This window comes from Paenarthrobacter sp. NEAU-H11 (assembly GCF_050573415.1).
Classification (GTDB): Bacteria; Actinomycetota; Actinomycetes; order Actinomycetales; family Micrococcaceae; genus Arthrobacter.
Genome location: NZ_JBNZGA010000003.1, coordinates 130,756 through 146,159, shown reverse-complemented (window position 1 = coordinate 146,159; position 15,404 = coordinate 130,756). Strand labels below are relative to the sequence as shown.

13 protein-coding genes are annotated in these 15,404 nt (G+C 67.0%); 8 read left to right on the top strand and 5 right to left on the bottom strand.

Annotated features, from left to right (window positions below; genetic code table 11):
* Positions 1-99 precede the first annotated feature (99 nt).
* Positions 100-2,766, bottom strand: coding sequence for a Tat pathway signal sequence domain protein (locus tag ACQ3DC_RS05375; protein ID WP_430751744.1), 2,667 nt, complete (start codon positions 2,764-2,766; stop codon positions 100-102).
* Positions 2,767-3,015: 249 nt separating this feature from the next.
* Here ACQ3DC_RS05375 and ACQ3DC_RS05370 point away from each other — a divergent pair, with 249 nt between their 5' ends.
* Entirely contained in the window at positions 3,016-3,627 is a 612-nt protein-coding gene (locus ACQ3DC_RS05370) for an NADPH-dependent FMN reductase (protein ID WP_157240725.1), read from the top strand.
* Positions 3,628-3,698: 71 nt separating this feature from the next.
* Here ACQ3DC_RS05370 and ACQ3DC_RS05365 read toward each other — a convergent pair whose 3' ends face one another.
* A complete protein-coding gene (locus tag ACQ3DC_RS05365; RefSeq protein ID WP_157240727.1) occupies positions 3,699-4,175 on the bottom strand; it encodes a sensor histidine kinase in 477 nt (158 codons plus the stop codon).
* A gap of 214 nt (positions 4,176-4,389) precedes the next feature.
* Between ACQ3DC_RS05365 and ACQ3DC_RS05360 the strand changes: the two genes are divergently transcribed.
* A complete protein-coding gene (locus ACQ3DC_RS05360) occupies positions 4,390-5,145 on the top strand; it encodes a ZIP family metal transporter (protein WP_323057466.1) in 756 nt (251 codons plus the stop codon).
* Between the two features lie 46 nt (positions 5,146-5,191).
* Here the strand turns inward: ACQ3DC_RS05360 and ACQ3DC_RS05355 are convergent, their stop codons facing one another.
* Entirely contained in the window at positions 5,192-5,911 is a 720-nt protein-coding gene (locus tag ACQ3DC_RS05355; protein WP_323057465.1) for an ABC transporter ATP-binding protein, read from the bottom strand.
* A 12-nt stretch (positions 5,912-5,923) separates the two neighbouring features.
* Positions 5,924-7,030, bottom strand: coding sequence for an FtsX-like permease family protein (locus ACQ3DC_RS05350; RefSeq protein ID WP_323057464.1), 1,107 nt, complete (start codon positions 7,028-7,030; stop codon positions 5,924-5,926).
* A 183-nt stretch (positions 7,031-7,213) separates the two neighbouring features.
* Here ACQ3DC_RS05350 and ACQ3DC_RS05345 point away from each other — a divergent pair, with 183 nt between their 5' ends.
* The 6 genes from ACQ3DC_RS05345 to ACQ3DC_RS05320 all read left to right on the top strand — a co-directional run bounded on the left by ACQ3DC_RS05345 (position 7,214) and on the right by ACQ3DC_RS05320 (position 13,750).
* Positions 7,214-8,557 (top strand): sensor histidine kinase, encoded by a 1,344-nt coding sequence (locus ACQ3DC_RS05345; RefSeq protein WP_157240731.1) that lies wholly within the window; start codon positions 7,214-7,216, stop codon positions 8,555-8,557.
* The gene (locus ACQ3DC_RS05340) at positions 8,550-9,209 is read left to right on the top strand and encodes a response regulator transcription factor (protein WP_323057463.1); all 660 of its coding nucleotides are present in this window, start codon (positions 8,550-8,552) and stop codon (positions 9,207-9,209) included. The genes ACQ3DC_RS05345 and ACQ3DC_RS05340 overlap by 8 nt, the downstream gene beginning before the upstream one ends.
* A 159-nt stretch (positions 9,210-9,368) precedes the next feature.
* Entirely contained in the window at positions 9,369-10,187 is an 819-nt protein-coding gene (locus tag ACQ3DC_RS05335) for a pyruvate, water dikinase regulatory protein (protein WP_430751743.1), read from the top strand.
* 149 nt (positions 10,188-10,336) lie between these two features.
* Positions 10,337-12,730 carry a phosphoenolpyruvate synthase gene (gene ppsA, locus ACQ3DC_RS05330; protein WP_430751742.1) on the top strand — a complete coding sequence of 798 codons (2,394 nt, stop codon included), beginning with the start codon at positions 10,337-10,339 and terminating at the stop codon, positions 12,728-12,730.
* A 95-nt stretch (positions 12,731-12,825) separates the two neighbouring features.
* Positions 12,826-13,275, top strand: coding sequence for an SRPBCC family protein (locus ACQ3DC_RS05325; RefSeq protein ID WP_430751741.1), 450 nt, complete (start codon positions 12,826-12,828; stop codon positions 13,273-13,275).
* A 10-nt stretch (positions 13,276-13,285) separates the two neighbouring features.
* A complete protein-coding gene (locus ACQ3DC_RS05320; RefSeq protein WP_430751740.1) occupies positions 13,286-13,750 on the top strand; it encodes a pyridoxamine 5'-phosphate oxidase family protein in 465 nt (154 codons plus the stop codon).
* A gap of 214 nt (positions 13,751-13,964) precedes the next feature.
* Here the strand turns inward: ACQ3DC_RS05320 and ACQ3DC_RS05315 are convergent, their stop codons facing one another.
* On the bottom strand, positions 13,965-15,221 hold the full coding sequence (locus ACQ3DC_RS05315) for an SLC13 family permease (protein ID WP_430751821.1): 1,257 nt from the start codon (positions 15,219-15,221) through the stop codon (positions 13,965-13,967).
* Positions 15,222-15,404: the final 183 nt, after the last annotated feature.

The window sequence follows — 15,404 nt, the reverse complement described above, 5'->3', positions numbered from 1 at the left end:
CCGGCGTCCCCCCCTTTTTTCTTTGCGCCCAAACACCCCCACCGCCCCCGCTACCTAGTTGGGATGGGTGGTGGGGCGGTTGTGCGTGGGGGCGGGGGGTCAGCCGGGGAGGTGCCTGCCGATCAGCGAAAGGTTCTGGATCACCGCCAGGCCGAACTGGGAGGCATCGTTGGTGGAGACTGTGGGTGCCTCGTCCACGGGCACAAGCACATGCGGCGGCTCGATCTTCCGAAGCGTGAACGCCGACCCATGGTTGAGGTGTTCGCCTCCTTCGGCAAAGCTCGCCCAGGCCCGCGCAGCGAGCTCGGGGTCGTTCAGCCGGGCTGCAGCATAGGCGGTCAGCCGACTGTGCGCCTGGGTAAGGTAGATGCCCTCAAGCGGCTGGCCCACGGCTTCCACCTGTTCCTCCTTCGTGGCCAGGAAGAGCCGGCAGTACTGCAGCCACGCCCGCTCGAAGTCCGGATCGGGGACCAGGTCCACCAGTTCGCTGCAGATCTCCACCAGGCCGAACACGGCACTGAGGTGGGAGACCTGGATCAGCTCGCGGCCGGTGTCGAACCGGCCCTTGTCCAGGTCATACAGCGCCTCGCCGGTGAGGAAGCCGTACTTGAGGGCGCCGATGTCCGCCATGGTGCCCAGGAGGCGGTCCCGGGAACGGGGGTTGCCCGTGCGTTCCCAGTCCGTAAGCCAGGTGGCGGCGAGCGAGCCCCAGTCCGTGCCGAGCCCCACCCCCAGGGCGCCGCGGTCCGGCCGGTAGCTGTCGGCGTCGGGCCGGACCTTGCGCACGGGATCCAGGCCCAGGAAGTTCCGGTCGCTGTCCACCAGTTCGGTGAGCAGGTCCCCGGTGCGTTCGTCCGCGGTCAGGTAGTAGTAGAAGCGGCGGTAGGCAGGCGTGCTGATGCGGAGCTGCTTGGCGCTGCAGCCCCAGTGCTGGACGTTGTGCCGGGAGCCGAGGCCGCGCCACTGCCCCAGGTGGTAGACGTCCACCTCCCCGGTGTGCCGGGTCATGGCCTCGGCGAACCGGAAAATGTCCGCCCGGCCGGAGCGCAGGTAGGAGTACCAGAGCCAGAGGTCGGGGGAGAGCTCGGAGTTGTCCCACGCGTAGCCGCCCACGTCATACCGCCATACGTGCCGGTCAAAGTCGTAGGTGTGCATCACATCGCCGTAGTTCCAGAACCCGTACCAGCGGCGCTGCTCCACCTGGCCGGCGTAGAAATCGAAGAGGAAGTCCAGGTGGGCCTCAAGCTCCGCGCGGGCAGGAGTGCTGCGGTCCACCGGAGCCCAGTCGCCGAAGACGCCCGCGGAGTGCAAGTACTCCGGAGTGGCCTGGAGCAGGGCCGGGGTGGAGGCGGCCAGGGCATCGGCCGCCAGGCTGTCCGTTGACGGCGTGCCCTCGTACGCAAACAGGGTCAACTCATGCGTCCGGGCAATTCCCGTGGGATTGCCGAATCCCGGCTCGTAGTCCTCGTACGTGATTTCGAGCCCCTCGAGCTGTTCCTCGAAGGTGTCCTGGCCCAGGCCGTCGTGGTAAAAGCGCAGGTCCATCGGCCGGGCCTCGGGGGAGTACAGCCACGCGGTCAGCGTGGCTTCATCAGTGGTGGCGTTCCGGATGTCCAGCTGGCCGGGGTGCGACTGCCAGAAGTCCTTGATGCCCACACCGAAACCGCCCCGGGAGTCGCTCAGCGAGCAGAAACCGGCCGACCTTGTTCCGCCGGCGATGTCCACCCAGGCGTGGCCGGTCGCAGTGCGCTTGCGCAGCTCGAAGCCGTCGGCGCTGAGCTGGCTGAGCGTAAAGTCGTTCCACGCCGGGATCAAATGCAGCCGGTCCGACACCTCCGGGTTCCATGTCGCGGGCGGCGGGGTGGGCCTGCCCTCCACCTGCGCCCGGCGGACGTCCTCGCCGGGGTCCCGCCGCAGGCCGGTCAGGCCGCGGACCCCTTCGGTGAGGAAGCCGCCGTCGGCCCCTGCCATCCGGACGTGGCGGTCATGGAGTCCGGACTCCAGCGGCACGCTGAACCGGACGCCAAGCCCGGCGAGGAAATCCCGCTCCGCGTCGCCGTCCCAGATAAAGGAGTGGACCATCCGGACGCTGCGGGCGTTGGCATGGAAGTAGAACCGGACCACGAACGGGAGCCACTCCCGGCGGCTGCTTCCGGGAGCGTCAGGCCGGTGGTGCCCCTCCAGCCGCACCACGGCGCGGACGGGTCCGCTTTGTTCAAGCGTGACTTCGGTGACCTCGCCGGTGAAGGCTTCCCGGCTGAAGGTGCCGGCACCCTCGGATATGGCGTCCTGCACGAGGCTGACCAGGCGGGCGTCCCGTGCCACGTCGGCGCCGTTGCGGGTGAGGCTGCTGAACAGGGTGGAGCCGCTGCGGTTGAGCACCATCCGGAGAGTGCCGGTGTCCACAGTGAGGGTGTCAGCGGTTTCCGTGACGGTGACGTTGGCGCCGCTAGCGACGTTGGTGACGTCCGACGGCGGGAGGTTGCCTTCGCGGGGTGCGCCGCCGCCGTCGGACCTTACGAGGTAAGCCGCCGACGGCGAGTCCGTGGCGGGAAGCGCGATGCCGGCCCACTTGAGGGAACCGTCCGGCCAGGTGGCCAGGGGCCAGGACTGGGCGGCGACCGGATCCCCACTGGCGTCCGTGACCGAAAGGGCCGCTGCGGCGGGGACGGAGCCGCGGGCAAACGGCATTCCCCAGGTGGTTCCGCCGCTGAGCTGTGCAGGCGCCTCGCCGTCGAGCCATCTGATGGGGGTGCTGTCCGTCATGTCATCCAATTCGTCGTGTGATGGTGCCGTGGGAAACCGTTTTCTGATTCGTTTCAAAAATAGCTCCGGAGCAGGCGGACCGCAAGGGGCACCCACCAGTCGAAAGGGCGTGCTTCCCGCTCTGGAAGCTCCCGGACTTCTGTGCTGGACTGGTGGGGCAGTGGGCATCACGCGCCGTCCAGCCGCGGCGGCACCTTTTCCAAAAAAACATGGACGGCCGGCGCTGACCGGCCCTTGGAAGGAACACTCATGGCACCGTTCAAAATCGGATATTTCGTGGGGAGCCTCGCCACCGGCTCCATCAACCGGGTCCTCTCCCAGGCTTTGATCAAACTGGCTCCGGAGGAGCTGGAGTTCACCGAGATTCCCATCAGGGACCTACCCCTGTACAGCTACGACTACGACGCCGACTTTCCGCCCGAAGGCCGCGCCCTCAAGGAGGCCATCGAAGCCTCGGACGGAATCCTTTTTGTGTCCCCCGAATACAACCGTTCCATCCCCGGGGCCCTCAAGAACGCCATCGACTGGGGCTCCCGGCCCTGGGGGACCAACTCATTCGCGCGCAAGCCCACCGGCATCATTGGAGCGTCCGTGGGCAGCATCGGCACTGCGGTGATGCAGTCCTCGTTCCGCAGCGTCCTCAGCTTCCTGGACGCCCCGCAGCTGAACGCCCCGGAAGCCTACATCCACTACAGCGCTGCCGTGTTCGGTGAGGGCGGCGAGGTCAAGGACGAGGGGACCGCCAAGTTCCTGCGCCACTACATGGAGGAGTACAGCGCCTTCGTTGCCCGCGTCCTGGCCGCGAACGCGCCCGGCCACATCGGCGACCTTGAACTGGATGAGGAGAAGCTCACCAGGTAGGCGGCCCCGAGCCAGTGACGCGCCAATGATTACGGATGCCCGCTGTCCCAGTACGGCGGGCATCCGAGTCTTTAATCGAGCGGCAGCGTCACCGTGACGCTGGTGCCGTGCCCCGGACTGGAGCGGATATCCAACGAGCCGCCCGCTTCGTGCACGGCCACCGCCATGAGCCGCAGTCCGTAGCCGTGGTGCCGCCCGCAGGTGGCGAGCTCGCTGTCAAAGCCCGTGCCGTCGTCGGACACCACCAGGCGGATCCCGTGGTCCACGGCGGCGAGCTGGACGGTCAGGCGGGACGCGTCCGAGTATTTATAGGCGTTGCTCAGGGCCTCGCGGGCCGACTGGTAGAGGAGGGACGCGCAGTCCGCCGGAATCTCGATGCCCCAGTGCGGAGTATCCCAGCGGACCGCGGTCCCGTGCTGGCGGAGGGGGCCGGTGAGCCGGTCAATGCAGCCGGCAAGCCCCAGTGTGCGGAAGTCCACCGGATGCTGATCCGTGAGGACGCCTCCTACGGCAATGACGTCGCCGTCAAAAGCTGTTTGGTCTCCCATGGCTTCCTGCTCTCCCCACAAGCTGGTTGATGCTATGGCTCCAGCGTGGACCCCAAACGTCAACGGGCAGCAAGGTTTAACTCAAGATCCCATCAATTCTTGGTGCCGCGGCCGGTTCCACTACTCTGGCTGTCTCAGCGAGCACGGCTTCCGGACCCGGAACCGGCTTCACTGGGTCGGACGGCTCCCGCGGGGGGAGCGGGAAGTGGTGCACATGCCGCTGTGGTTGCAGGCTTTGTTATGGGGCACGGCCGCCGGAGGGGCGCTGGTCCTGGGGGCGGCGTTGTCCTGGCGCTGGAACCTGCCGGCCAAGCTGGTCTCCTCCGTCATGTCCTTCGGGGCAGGCGTGCTCATCTCGGCCCTGGCCTTCGAACTGGTGGACGAGGCCGTGCAGGGTGGCGGGCTGTGGCCCACGGTGGCCGGCTTCCTGGCAGGCTCCGTGGTGTATGTCGCAGCCAACATGACGCTGTCCCGGGCCGGAGCCAAGCACCGGAAACGCTCCGGGAACCAGCAGCCGTCCGAGGCGGAAAATCCCGGCAGCGGCACCGCCATTGCCTTCGGTGCCCTCCTGGACGGCGTCCCGGAATCCGTGGTCCTGGGCGTGGGCATGCTGGCAGGCGGAGCCGTCAGCCCGGCCATGATGGCCGCCGTCTTCATCTCCAACGTCCCCGAGGGCCTCTCCGGAAGTGCCGGCATGAAGAAGGCCGGACGCAGTGCCCGCTATGTCTTCGGACTGTGGGGCGGCATCGCCGTGCTGTGCGGGGTGGCCTCGCTTATTGGCTACGTCGCGCTGGAAAACGCTCCCGGCGCAGTGGTGGCGTTCATCACCGCGGTGGCCGCCGGCGGCATCCTGGCCATGCTGGCGGACACCATGATCCCGGAGGCCTTCGAGGAGCACCACAACCTCACCGGATTAACAGCCTCCCTGGGGTTCCTCGCCGCCTTCACGATCCACCACCTCGGAGAATAGGGCGACGGCGGGACGCGGCTGCCGGGGTACGCGCCCCTGCATGTTCTCAGGCGCCCGTCAGGACCGGGGCCGTGAGGACGCCGTCCCGCATGGTGGCCACAACGTCGGTCAGCGGCACGAATTCGGTGTCGTGGGTGACCATCACCGTGGCCACGTTGAATTCCGAGGTGACCTCGCGCAGGAGCCGGATGATCGATGTGCTGCGTTCGTGGTCCAGGGCTGCCGTCGGCTCGTCCACCAGCAGGACTTGCGGGTTCCCCATCAGTGCCCGGGCGATGTTCACCCGCTGGCGCTGGCCGCCGGAAAGCTGGTGCGGCAATTTGCCGGCGCTCGCGGACAGTCCGACCACGTCCAGGAGTTCGGCGGCTTTCCTGCCGGCCGCTTTGGCGGGCCTTCCCCGCAAATGGTCGCTGATGATGAGCTGTTCGGCGGCCGTCAGGGAGGGGAGCAGGTTGGGCTGCTGGAAGATGATGCCCACCTTGCCGCGCCGCAGGGCGGTAAGGTCCCTGTCCCTGAGCCCGGCGGTATCGGTGCCGTCGATGGTCACCTGTCCCCGGGTGGGCCGGACCAGGGTGGCGGCGGTGGCCAGCAGGCTTGATTTGCCGGACCCCGACGGCCCCACCAGGGAGACCAGCTGCCCCGCCTGCACGGTGAGGCTGACCCGGTCCAGGGCCGTTGTTGTTCCGCCGCCGTCCGGGTATTCGAGGGTGACGTCGGCCAGGCTCAGGGGAGCGGGCCCGGAGGCAGGAAACTGCATGGTGTTCATGGTTTGTCCTTTCTAGTTCCCGCCGAGGGCGAGGAGGGGATCGATGGTGGTGACGCGCCGCACCGCGAGGGCCGCGCCGGCGAGTCCCAGGGCAATAATTCCGACGACGGGCACCAGCGTGGTGGCTGCCGTGAGCAGGAACGGGGCAGCCTGGGCGGCAAGGAGCCCGGCGGCAACACCCAGGATTCCGCCGGCGCCCGCCCCCGCCACCAGGACAAGTGCGGCCTGGGTGATGGCGTCCCGAAGGATGTAGGAGCCGGGGGCGCCCATGGCCTTCAGGACGGCAATGTCCCGGGTCCGCTGGATGGTCCATACCGTCAGGAACGCCACGATCACCAGGGACGAGATGCCGTACAGGAAAGCCTGCATCAGGGTCAGGGAGCCGTTCTCGCTCTTGAACGAGCCCAGCGCCTGGAACGAGCCGGTCCGTGAGGCGCTCACTGTGTTGGCCGCGGCGTTGGCTGCGGCTTCATCGGGGGCGGCGCCGTCCGCATGGGTGACGGCGACGACGGTGGCCTGCTGCCCGCCGTCGGACACGTGTGCCAGCGCGGTCCACGCTGGAAGCGCCGTCCACACAACACTCGTGTGGGCGTACCACTGGTCCTCGACGACGGCGCTGACGGAAAGTTCCACGCCGCCGATGTCCAGCGCGTCGCCCTGCCTGAGGGACAGCGCCTCCGCCACCGAAGCGCCCACCACCGCAGTGCCGGCTGACACGTCGGACGGCGCCAGCCCGCTTCCGGGAGCGACACCAAAGACGGCCACATTGGCCGTGCCCGAGCCGGCGGCAGCACCCTGGGCGCGGGTTTGGGTGATGCCCAGCGGTTCGGCGGAGCCAACACCCGGCTGGTGCTTCCAGGTGTCCACCTGGGCGGCGGTGACTGAGCTGTCGGTGTAGGAGGCCGTGGGAACACTGGAACCGGGTGCGCCGAACACCACCGTGTCCACCGGCGAACCGGCAGCAGCACCCAGCTTGCCAATCGCGGAAGTGGACTGCTCGGCCAGCCCGGCAGTCAGGCCGGACAGCATGACCAGCAGCAGGGTGATCAGGGCCACCACGCCGCCCATCATGGCGAACCGGCCCTTGGCGAAACGGATGTCGCGGAGTGCGAGGAACACGTTGTTCTTCTCTCGGTAGGGAGTTGCAGGGAGGGATCTGTGGAAGGAGGTCCCAATCCACTGTCCCGCGCGGCGGCTCCCGGGCAATCGTGCAGCCAGTTGAGCCGCGGAGGAGGAATGGTGGAACCGGGCGTCAACCTTTTGATTGACGCGTCGCCGGCCAGCCCGGCATAAGCTGGTGAAATGCCCGCCGCGCCGCCACTGCCCCCTGTCAGCGCACCCGGGGAGGGTGTGCCGCGGGACCCGCTGAGCGCCGTCGAATCGGCGTCATCCGAAGCGATCCTGCGGGTGCTGAGGGTGGCGCTGCACACCGGGTTCGCAACCTTGCTGGTGGTGGGCGTGGTCCGGCTGCTTGCACCGGGATCCGCGGGATCCTTCCCGCTTCTGTGGGCCGGAGTTGCCCTTCTCCTGGCCGGCGTTTACCTCACCGGGACTGTCCTGGAACACCGCTTTGCCGCAGGCCGGACCACCTTCGACCCCCGGCGTCACGGCATCCAGTGGCTGGCCGCGGTGACGGCACTGTGGGCCCTCCTGCTGATGGGAAGCGCCGAGTTCGCCTGGCTGGCTTTCCCGCTGTTTTTCCTGCACGTCCACCTGCTGCCCCGGCCCGCCGCGCTGCTGACCATTGCGCTGATGACAGCGGCGGTCATTGCCTCCCAGTGGTCCGCCAGCGGTGAGCCGGTTCCGCACGTGGCAGCCGTCGTCGGGCCGCTGTTTGGCGCCGTCTTCGCCGTCATCACCGGCCTTGCCTACGTCGCCCTCTACCGTGAAGCCGAGAACCAGCGGCGGGCCGCGGACGAGCTGCGCCGGACCCGGCAGGAACTGGCAGCATCCCAGCACGAGGCCGGGGTGCTGGCGGAGCGGGAGCGGCTGGCCCGGGAGATCCATGACACGCTGGCGCAGGGCCTTTCCAGCATCGTCCTGCTTGCCCGCGCGGCGGAAAAGTCGCTGGCTGACGGGGACCGGGGCACTGCCGCATCCCGGGTGGCCCTCATGCAGCAGACGGCTGCCGACAACCTGGCCGAAGCGCGCAGCTTTGTCCGCGGCCTGTCCTCGCCGCAACTGCACGAAACAACACTGGTGGAGGCCCTGCGCCGGCTTTGCGAGAACACTGAATCGGGTGCCGCCGCCCGCGGGATGCCTCTCCGCTGCCGGCTGGAAGTGGACGGCGACCCCGTCGAACTGCCGCAGCCGTACCGGGTCACCCTGCTCCGTGCCGCCCAGGCCAGCCTCGCCAACGTCCGCGACCACGCCCGCGCCAGCACCGCCGTCGTCACCCTCACCTTCCTGGGCACTGAGGTGACCATGGACATTTACGACGACGGCATCGGCTTTGACCCGTCCCTTGCTGTCCGTGCAGCGCACGACGGCGGTGCGGACGGCAGCGGCTTCGGCCTGCGCTCGCTGCAGCAACGGGTTAATTCACTCCACGGGTCGCTGGAACTGGAGGCGGCGCCGGGGGAAGGGGCGGTGGTGGCCATCCGGCTGCCGCTCGATGACACCTCCGTGGGAGGCGCCGATGAGTAGCGTGCGGGTCCTGCTGGTCGATGACCATCCGGTGGTCCGGGCCGGCCTGAGGGCCATGCTCACAGAGTTTGAGGGCATCTCCGTCGCTGCGGAAGCGGCCGACGGCACGGCTGCGCTGAAGGAACTGGCGCGGCTCACGGTCCTGGGCGAAGGAGTGGACCTTGTCCTCATGGACCTGCAGATGGGGGCCGGCATGGACGGGGTAGCGGCCACCGCCGAAATCCGGAGGCTGGCGGTGCCGCCGCCCGTCCTGATCCTCACCACCTACGACACGGACGCGGACATCCTGGCCGCCGTGGAGGCAGGGGCCAGCGGTTACATGCTCAAGGACGCGCCGCCGGAACAGATCCGGCAGGCCGTGTTCGCGGCCGCAGCGGGGGAAACCGTCCTTGCACCGCGGGCGGCGGCCCTGCTCATGAAGCGGATCACCAACCCGGCCACCTCCCTCACCCCGCGCGAAGTCCAGCTGCTGGAGCTGTTGGCCACCGGGCTTTCCAACCGCGCCATTGCCAAACAGGTCTTCATCTCGGAGGCGACGGTCAAGACGCACCTGGTCCACATCTACGGGAAACTCGGCGTGGACAACCGGACGGCGGCCATCGCGGCTGCCACCCGGCGCCGGATCATCCGCCCGGCGGGGCAGGGCACGTAACCGCCCGCGGAGCCGAGGGGTCCACCGCCCCCGTAAACTCGATGTCATCACCGCCCGGACCCGTTCCCCGCCGTCGCTGAACGAAAGGCATCCCATGACGTTCTACCGCCATGACCCGCGGCTCATACTTCCCGCCGCCGTGGAAGTCCGAAAAGCACCATGAACAGCGGCGATCTCCGTCCCGTCTACTTTCTCTCGGACAGCACCGGCATCACTGCGGAAACGCTCGGCAATACCCTGCTGACGCAGTTCCCCGTGAACAATTTCGACCGCGTAACAATCCCGTTCATCACCAACGCGGGGCAGGCGCGTTCCGTCGTCGAGACCATCGACGGCCTCGCTGCCAAGGGCCTGCAGCCCATTGTCTTTTCCACGGCGGTCAACGGCGAAATACGGCAGATCCTTGGCACCTGCCAGGGCATCGTCGTGGACCTCATCGGAACCCATATTGGAGTCCTGGAACAGGGGCTCGGCACGCCGGCCAGCGGGGAACCGGGCAGGGCGCACGGGCTGGGGAACGCTGCCCGTTACCAGTCAAGGATGGCCGCGGTGGAGTACGCCATGGAGCACGACGACGGCCAGAGCCTGCGCGCATTGGAGAAGGCACAGGTCATCCTGGTGGCCCCCTCCCGGTGCGGCAAGACCCCCACCACCATGTACCTGGCCCTGCAGCACGGGATCTTCGCCGCCAACTTTCCCCTGGTGGACGAGGACTTTGAGCGGGAAGGACTGCCGAAACCGCTGAGGCCCTTTGTTTCGAAGTGTTTCGGCCTGACCACGAATCCGCTGCGGCTCAGCCAGGTCCGCACCGAACGGCGGCGCGGCTCACCCTACGCTTCCCTGCGCCAATGCGGGTTCGAGCTGCGCAGCGCGGAGCGCCTGTACGAGTCCTACGGGATTCCGTACCTGAATTCGGCCAGCGTGTCCGTTGAGGAAATGGCGGCGACCATCCTCCAGAAGATGAACCTCAAGCATTAGGGAAAAGTTTCACAAGTCCAGTGTGGCGCACGTCATGTGGCAGGACTTTTGGAGACCTGACACTGTGGACAGGAACTGTGCGCACCTACGCGCGTCCGCCGTGCGCGGATGCGGGTAGGTGCGCGACCCTCTGCAAAGGAGCAGCAACTATGACAACAGACATCCTGTGGTTCTCCGAACTCGGGCTCAAGGACCTGGACCGGGTGGGCGGCAAGAATGCCTCCCTCGGCGAAATGGTGCAGAACCTGACCTCCGCCGGCGTACAGGTGCCGGACGGTTTCGCCACCACCGCTGACGCCTACCGCCGCTTCCTGGCAGACTCCGGCCTGGACCAGAAGATCGCCGACCGGTTGGTGGGCCTGGATACTGATGATGTGACGGCCTTGGCCGCAGCAGGCCAGGAGATCCGGTCCCTGGTGCGCGGGACGCCTTTCCTCCCGGACTTCGAAGAACAGATCCGGAACTCCTACCAGCAGCTGGTCGCGAAGCACGGCGGCTCCGCGGACCTCTCCTGGGCGGTGCGGTCCAGTGCGACCGCCGAAGATCTGCCCGACGCCTCCTTCGCCGGGCAGCAGGAAACCTTCCTGAACGTCCGCGGCATCGAGAACATCCTGCAGGCCATCAAGGACGTCTTCGCGTCCCTGTACAACGACCGGGCCATCGCCTACCGCGTCCACCACAAGTTCGAGCACGCCGACGTGGCACTTTCGGCCGGCGTCCAGCGGATGGTGCGCTCCGACGTCGGGTCCTCCGGTGTCATGTTCACCATGGACACCGAATCAGGCTTCCAGGACGCCGTTTTTGTCACCTCCTCCTACGGCCTGGGCGAAGCCGTCGTCCAGGGTGCCGTGAACCCGGACGAGTTCTACGTGTACAAGCCGGCCCTGGCGGCCGGCCGCCCCGCCATCCTCAAGCGCGGCCTGGGCGAAAAAGCCCTCCAGATGACGTACACGAACAGCCAGGAAGTGGGCCGCACCATCGACTTCGTGCCGGTGGAGGCTTCCCTGCGCTCGCGCTTCAGCCTCAGCGACGACGACGTCGAGCAGCTCGCCCGGCACGCCGTCGCCATCGAGAAGCACTACGGCCGGCCCATGGACATTGAATGGGGCAAGGACGGCATTGACGGCGGCCTGTACATCCTGCAGGCACGCCCGGAAACCGTGCAGTCCCGCCGTGCCCCCGGCAGCCAGACCCGCTTCCGCCTCAACGAAACCGGCCCGGTCCTGGCGGAAGGCCGTGCCATTGGCCAGCGCATCGGCGCCGGCAGCGTCCGCATCCTCACCGCACTCGACCAGATGGCGGCATTCCAGACGGGCGACGTCCTCGTCGCGGACATGACCGATCCCGACTGGGAACCGATCATGAAGCGCGCCTCCGCCATCGTCACAAACCGCGGCGGGCGGACCTGCCATGCCGCCATCATCGCCCGCGAGCTGGGGATCCCCGCGGTTGTGGGAACCGGCCACGCAACTGATGCGCTGTCCGACGGCGTCGAGGTCACTGTTTCCTGCGCCGACGGAGAGACCGGGGTCATCTACAAGGGGCTGCTGGACTTCACGGTCGAGGAAACCGGGATCACCCAACTGCCCGAGGCGCCGGTGAAAGTGATGATGAACGTGGGAACGCCGGAACAGGCGTTTACCTTTGCCCAGCTGCCCAACCACGGCGTGGGCCTTGCCCGCCTCGAGTTCATCATCAACCGCCAGATCGGCATCCACCCCAAAGCCTTGCTGAACCTTGAGGACCAGGCGCCGGACGTGGCTGATGAAATCCGGGAACGGATCGCCGCCTATGACAGCCCGCGCGACTACTACATCAAGCGCCTGGCCGAGGGTGTGGCCACCATCGCCGCCGCCTTCGCGCCTGAGCCGGTCATCGTGCGCATGTCCGATTTCAAGTCCAACGAGTATGCCAACCTCATCGGCGGGCCCGCCTACGAACCGCACGAAGAAAACCCGATGCTCGGTTTCCGCGGCGCCTCACGCTACCTCGATCCCTCGTTCCGGGACTGCTTCGACCTCGAGTGCGAGGCGCTGTCCTTCGTCCGCAACGAGATGGGCCTGACCAACGTCAAGCTCATGATCCCCTTCGTGCGGACCCTGGACGAGGCCCGCGGCGTTATCGACCTCCTCGCGGAGAACGGGCTGCGGCGCGGCGAAAATGGCCTCGAGGTCATCATGATGTGCGAACTGCCGTCCAACGCGCTGCTGGCGGACGAGTTCCTGGACTACTTCGACGGTTTCTCCATCGGCTCCAACGACATGACCCAGCTGACCCTGGGCCTTGACCGGGATTCGGCGGTGGTGGCCGGGGGCTTCGATGAGCGCGATCCTGCCGTGAAGAAGCTGTTGGCAATGGCAATTCGGGCCTGCAGGGAGCGCGGCAAGTACGTCGGTATCTGTGGCCAGGGCCCCAGCGACCACCCCGACCTGGCGGAGTGGCTGGTTGACCAGGGCATCGAGTCCGTCTCCCTCAACCCGGACACCGTGGTGGACACCTGGATCAGGCTTGCTGAAAGCAGGCAGCTGGCCCCCCAGGGCTGAGGGACCTTCGGCACTTCCGCTCCTGCCAGGTTGAGTCAAAGCTGTTCGCAGGGCCCGTGCCGCGGGTCCTGCGGACGGCGGCCTTGGAGGGAACGATGAAGCCGATCATCGGAGAAATAGTGATCGCCGCCCCGATCGAGGCAGTCTTCGATTTCGTGGCGGACGAAACCAACGAGCCCCTCTACAACCCACGCATGATGCAGGTGGAGAAGCTCACGCCCGGGCCCGTTGGGCTCGGGACCCGGTACGCCGCCGTCATGAAGGGGCGGCGCCGCACCCGCGTGACCATCGAATGCACGGGGTTCAACCGTCCCCGTTCGCTGAAGTCGCACAGCCGGACCGCCGGCTTGGACATCACCGGCGGACTGACTTTCGCCCCGCAAGGAAACCACTGCAGGCTCCGCTGGGTCTGGAGGCTGGAGCCGCACGGCCCGCTGCGGCTTCTCGGGCCCCTGGTGAGGGCCGTGGGCAACCGCCGGGAACAGGCCACCTGGATGGCGCTGAAGGAATACCTGGAGCTGCGCCAGGCTGCCGGGCAAGTCTAGGATCATGTCCATGGGCATGACACAGCCGGGATCGAACACCGAGGTCCTCACTGAAGCGGAGTGCTGGAAGTACCTGCGCTCCTCATACATCGGCAGGCTGGCGGTCATCAACGGGACCGCCCCCGAGATTTTTCCGGTGAACATCGTGACGGCAGAAGAGGCACTCTATTTTCGGACTGCCCCTGGCACCAAGTTGCGCTCCTTGCTCGCAGGGGCCGCTGTGGCGCTGGAGACGGACGGGCTGAACGCGTACAGCACCGAGGTGTGGAGCGTGGTGGTCAAAGGCATTCCCGAGCCCGTGGAAGACGGCGTCTTGCCCCTGGAGCTTGCGGACCCGGACCGTGAACCTTGGGAACCAGGCCTCAAGGAGCACTTGGTTCGGATCGACCCCACCGAGGTCACCGGACGCAGGTTCGCTGTCCACACGCGGACGCGGTGGTGGCCGCCGCTGGATTTCTCGTCGGATTGGACGTAGGGCATCAGAGGCGGTTCGATCCAAGGGCACTCTCAGGTTCTGCTCAAGGTTCGATCAATATTCGCGGTGATCTGCCGAATTGGACTTTGGCGGAAGCTATCACCGGATAGATTGCTGTCTGTTTCCACGTTCCCCAACACGGAAGCAAGGGAGCCCCCGCGCTGGAGCTAGACTCGCGCGGGGGTTCCGCCATTCTGCGAGGCGCCCGGACCGCTCACACGATGCCCGTCGGTACCAGCAAGGCCCAGGCCAGCAGCGGGCCGGCCAGCACCACCGCGCCGGCGTAGGCCATCAGTTGGCGGTATACGCGCTGCCGGTCATCCTCCCGTGCGTTGGCAACGATCAGCGCACCGTCCGTGGAGAAGGGGGACACATCAACCACTGTGGCGGCGATGGCCAGGGCGGCGACCGTACCGGAGGCGCTCAGGGAACTGGTGGCCAGCAGCGGGCCCGCCAACGGGATGAACGCAGTCAGCAAAGCTGTTGAGGAGGCAAAGGCCGAGCCAACGCCGATGACATAACAAAGGACGAGGGCAATGACCAGCGGCGCGCCCAATGCCAGGGCATGCCCGGCGAGGGTATCAATCACTCCCACGTGCTGGAGCAGGGAGACATAGGTGATCATGCCCGCCACCAGCAGGACAGTGGACCACGAGATGCCGCCGATGAAGGTCTGGTGTTCCTTGATGTTGATCAGTGCCAGGAGGAGGCCGGCGGAAAGGGCAACAAAACCGATGGGCATGCGGAAGCCCAGCGTGCACACCAGCATCACCACGATCAAGGCCAGAGTGACGATCTGCTGGCCATGCGGGCGCCCGGAAGGTGACGTATCAACATCCGCGTGCTGGCCACCCTTACTGTCGCGAAGCCTGCCTGTAAGGGCGAACAGCACGATGGTCAGGACTGACAGGATGAGGTTGACGGCAAAGCTCGCGGCGAAAAGCGAGCCTTGGGAAATGGGAAAGCCGTTTTCCGCTGCAATCCCGTGCACCAGGACGCCGGCTACGGACAACGGGGAAAAGCCTCCCGCATGGGCGCCATTGATGATGAAGGCGCCCATCAGCACGGGATGGATGCGGGATTCGTAGGCAAAGCCGATGGCGGCCGGGGCCAGCAGGGCGACGGCGGCGGGGGAAAAGGTTCCCAGTGCCGTCAGTGCAGCAGCCATGAGAAAGAACACCCAGGGAAGCAGCAGGGTCCTTCCCCTCACGAGGCGCACGCACGTCTGGACAATGATGTCGATCGTGCCGTTCCGCTGGGCCATGCTGAAGAAGTAGGTGACCCCAATGATGGTCAGGACGATGCTGGCGGGGAACTCCGCCAGGATCTCCTTGTCGGTCATTCCAAGCATGAAGTAGCCGACGCCGAAGGACGCCACCAGCCCCATCACCCCGATGTTCAGCGGCCACTTCGTGGCGACGATGAACATCACCACGAGGATGGCGAGTGGGATGATCTGAACAGCTGTCATGGCAGGCTCCGGTTCCGTGGCGGCTGCCGGGCTGAAGATGGTGTTGCCCGGCGGGAGGGCGCCCAGGATTGTGGTTGCGGCCGCCACCAGCAGGATACGGCTGCGGCGGGCGGTGCCCGGGATAAGCCGTCCCGGGTGTCGGCTTTCACCGGGCCTGCGGTTGGCTGCGCAGCCTCATGGTGG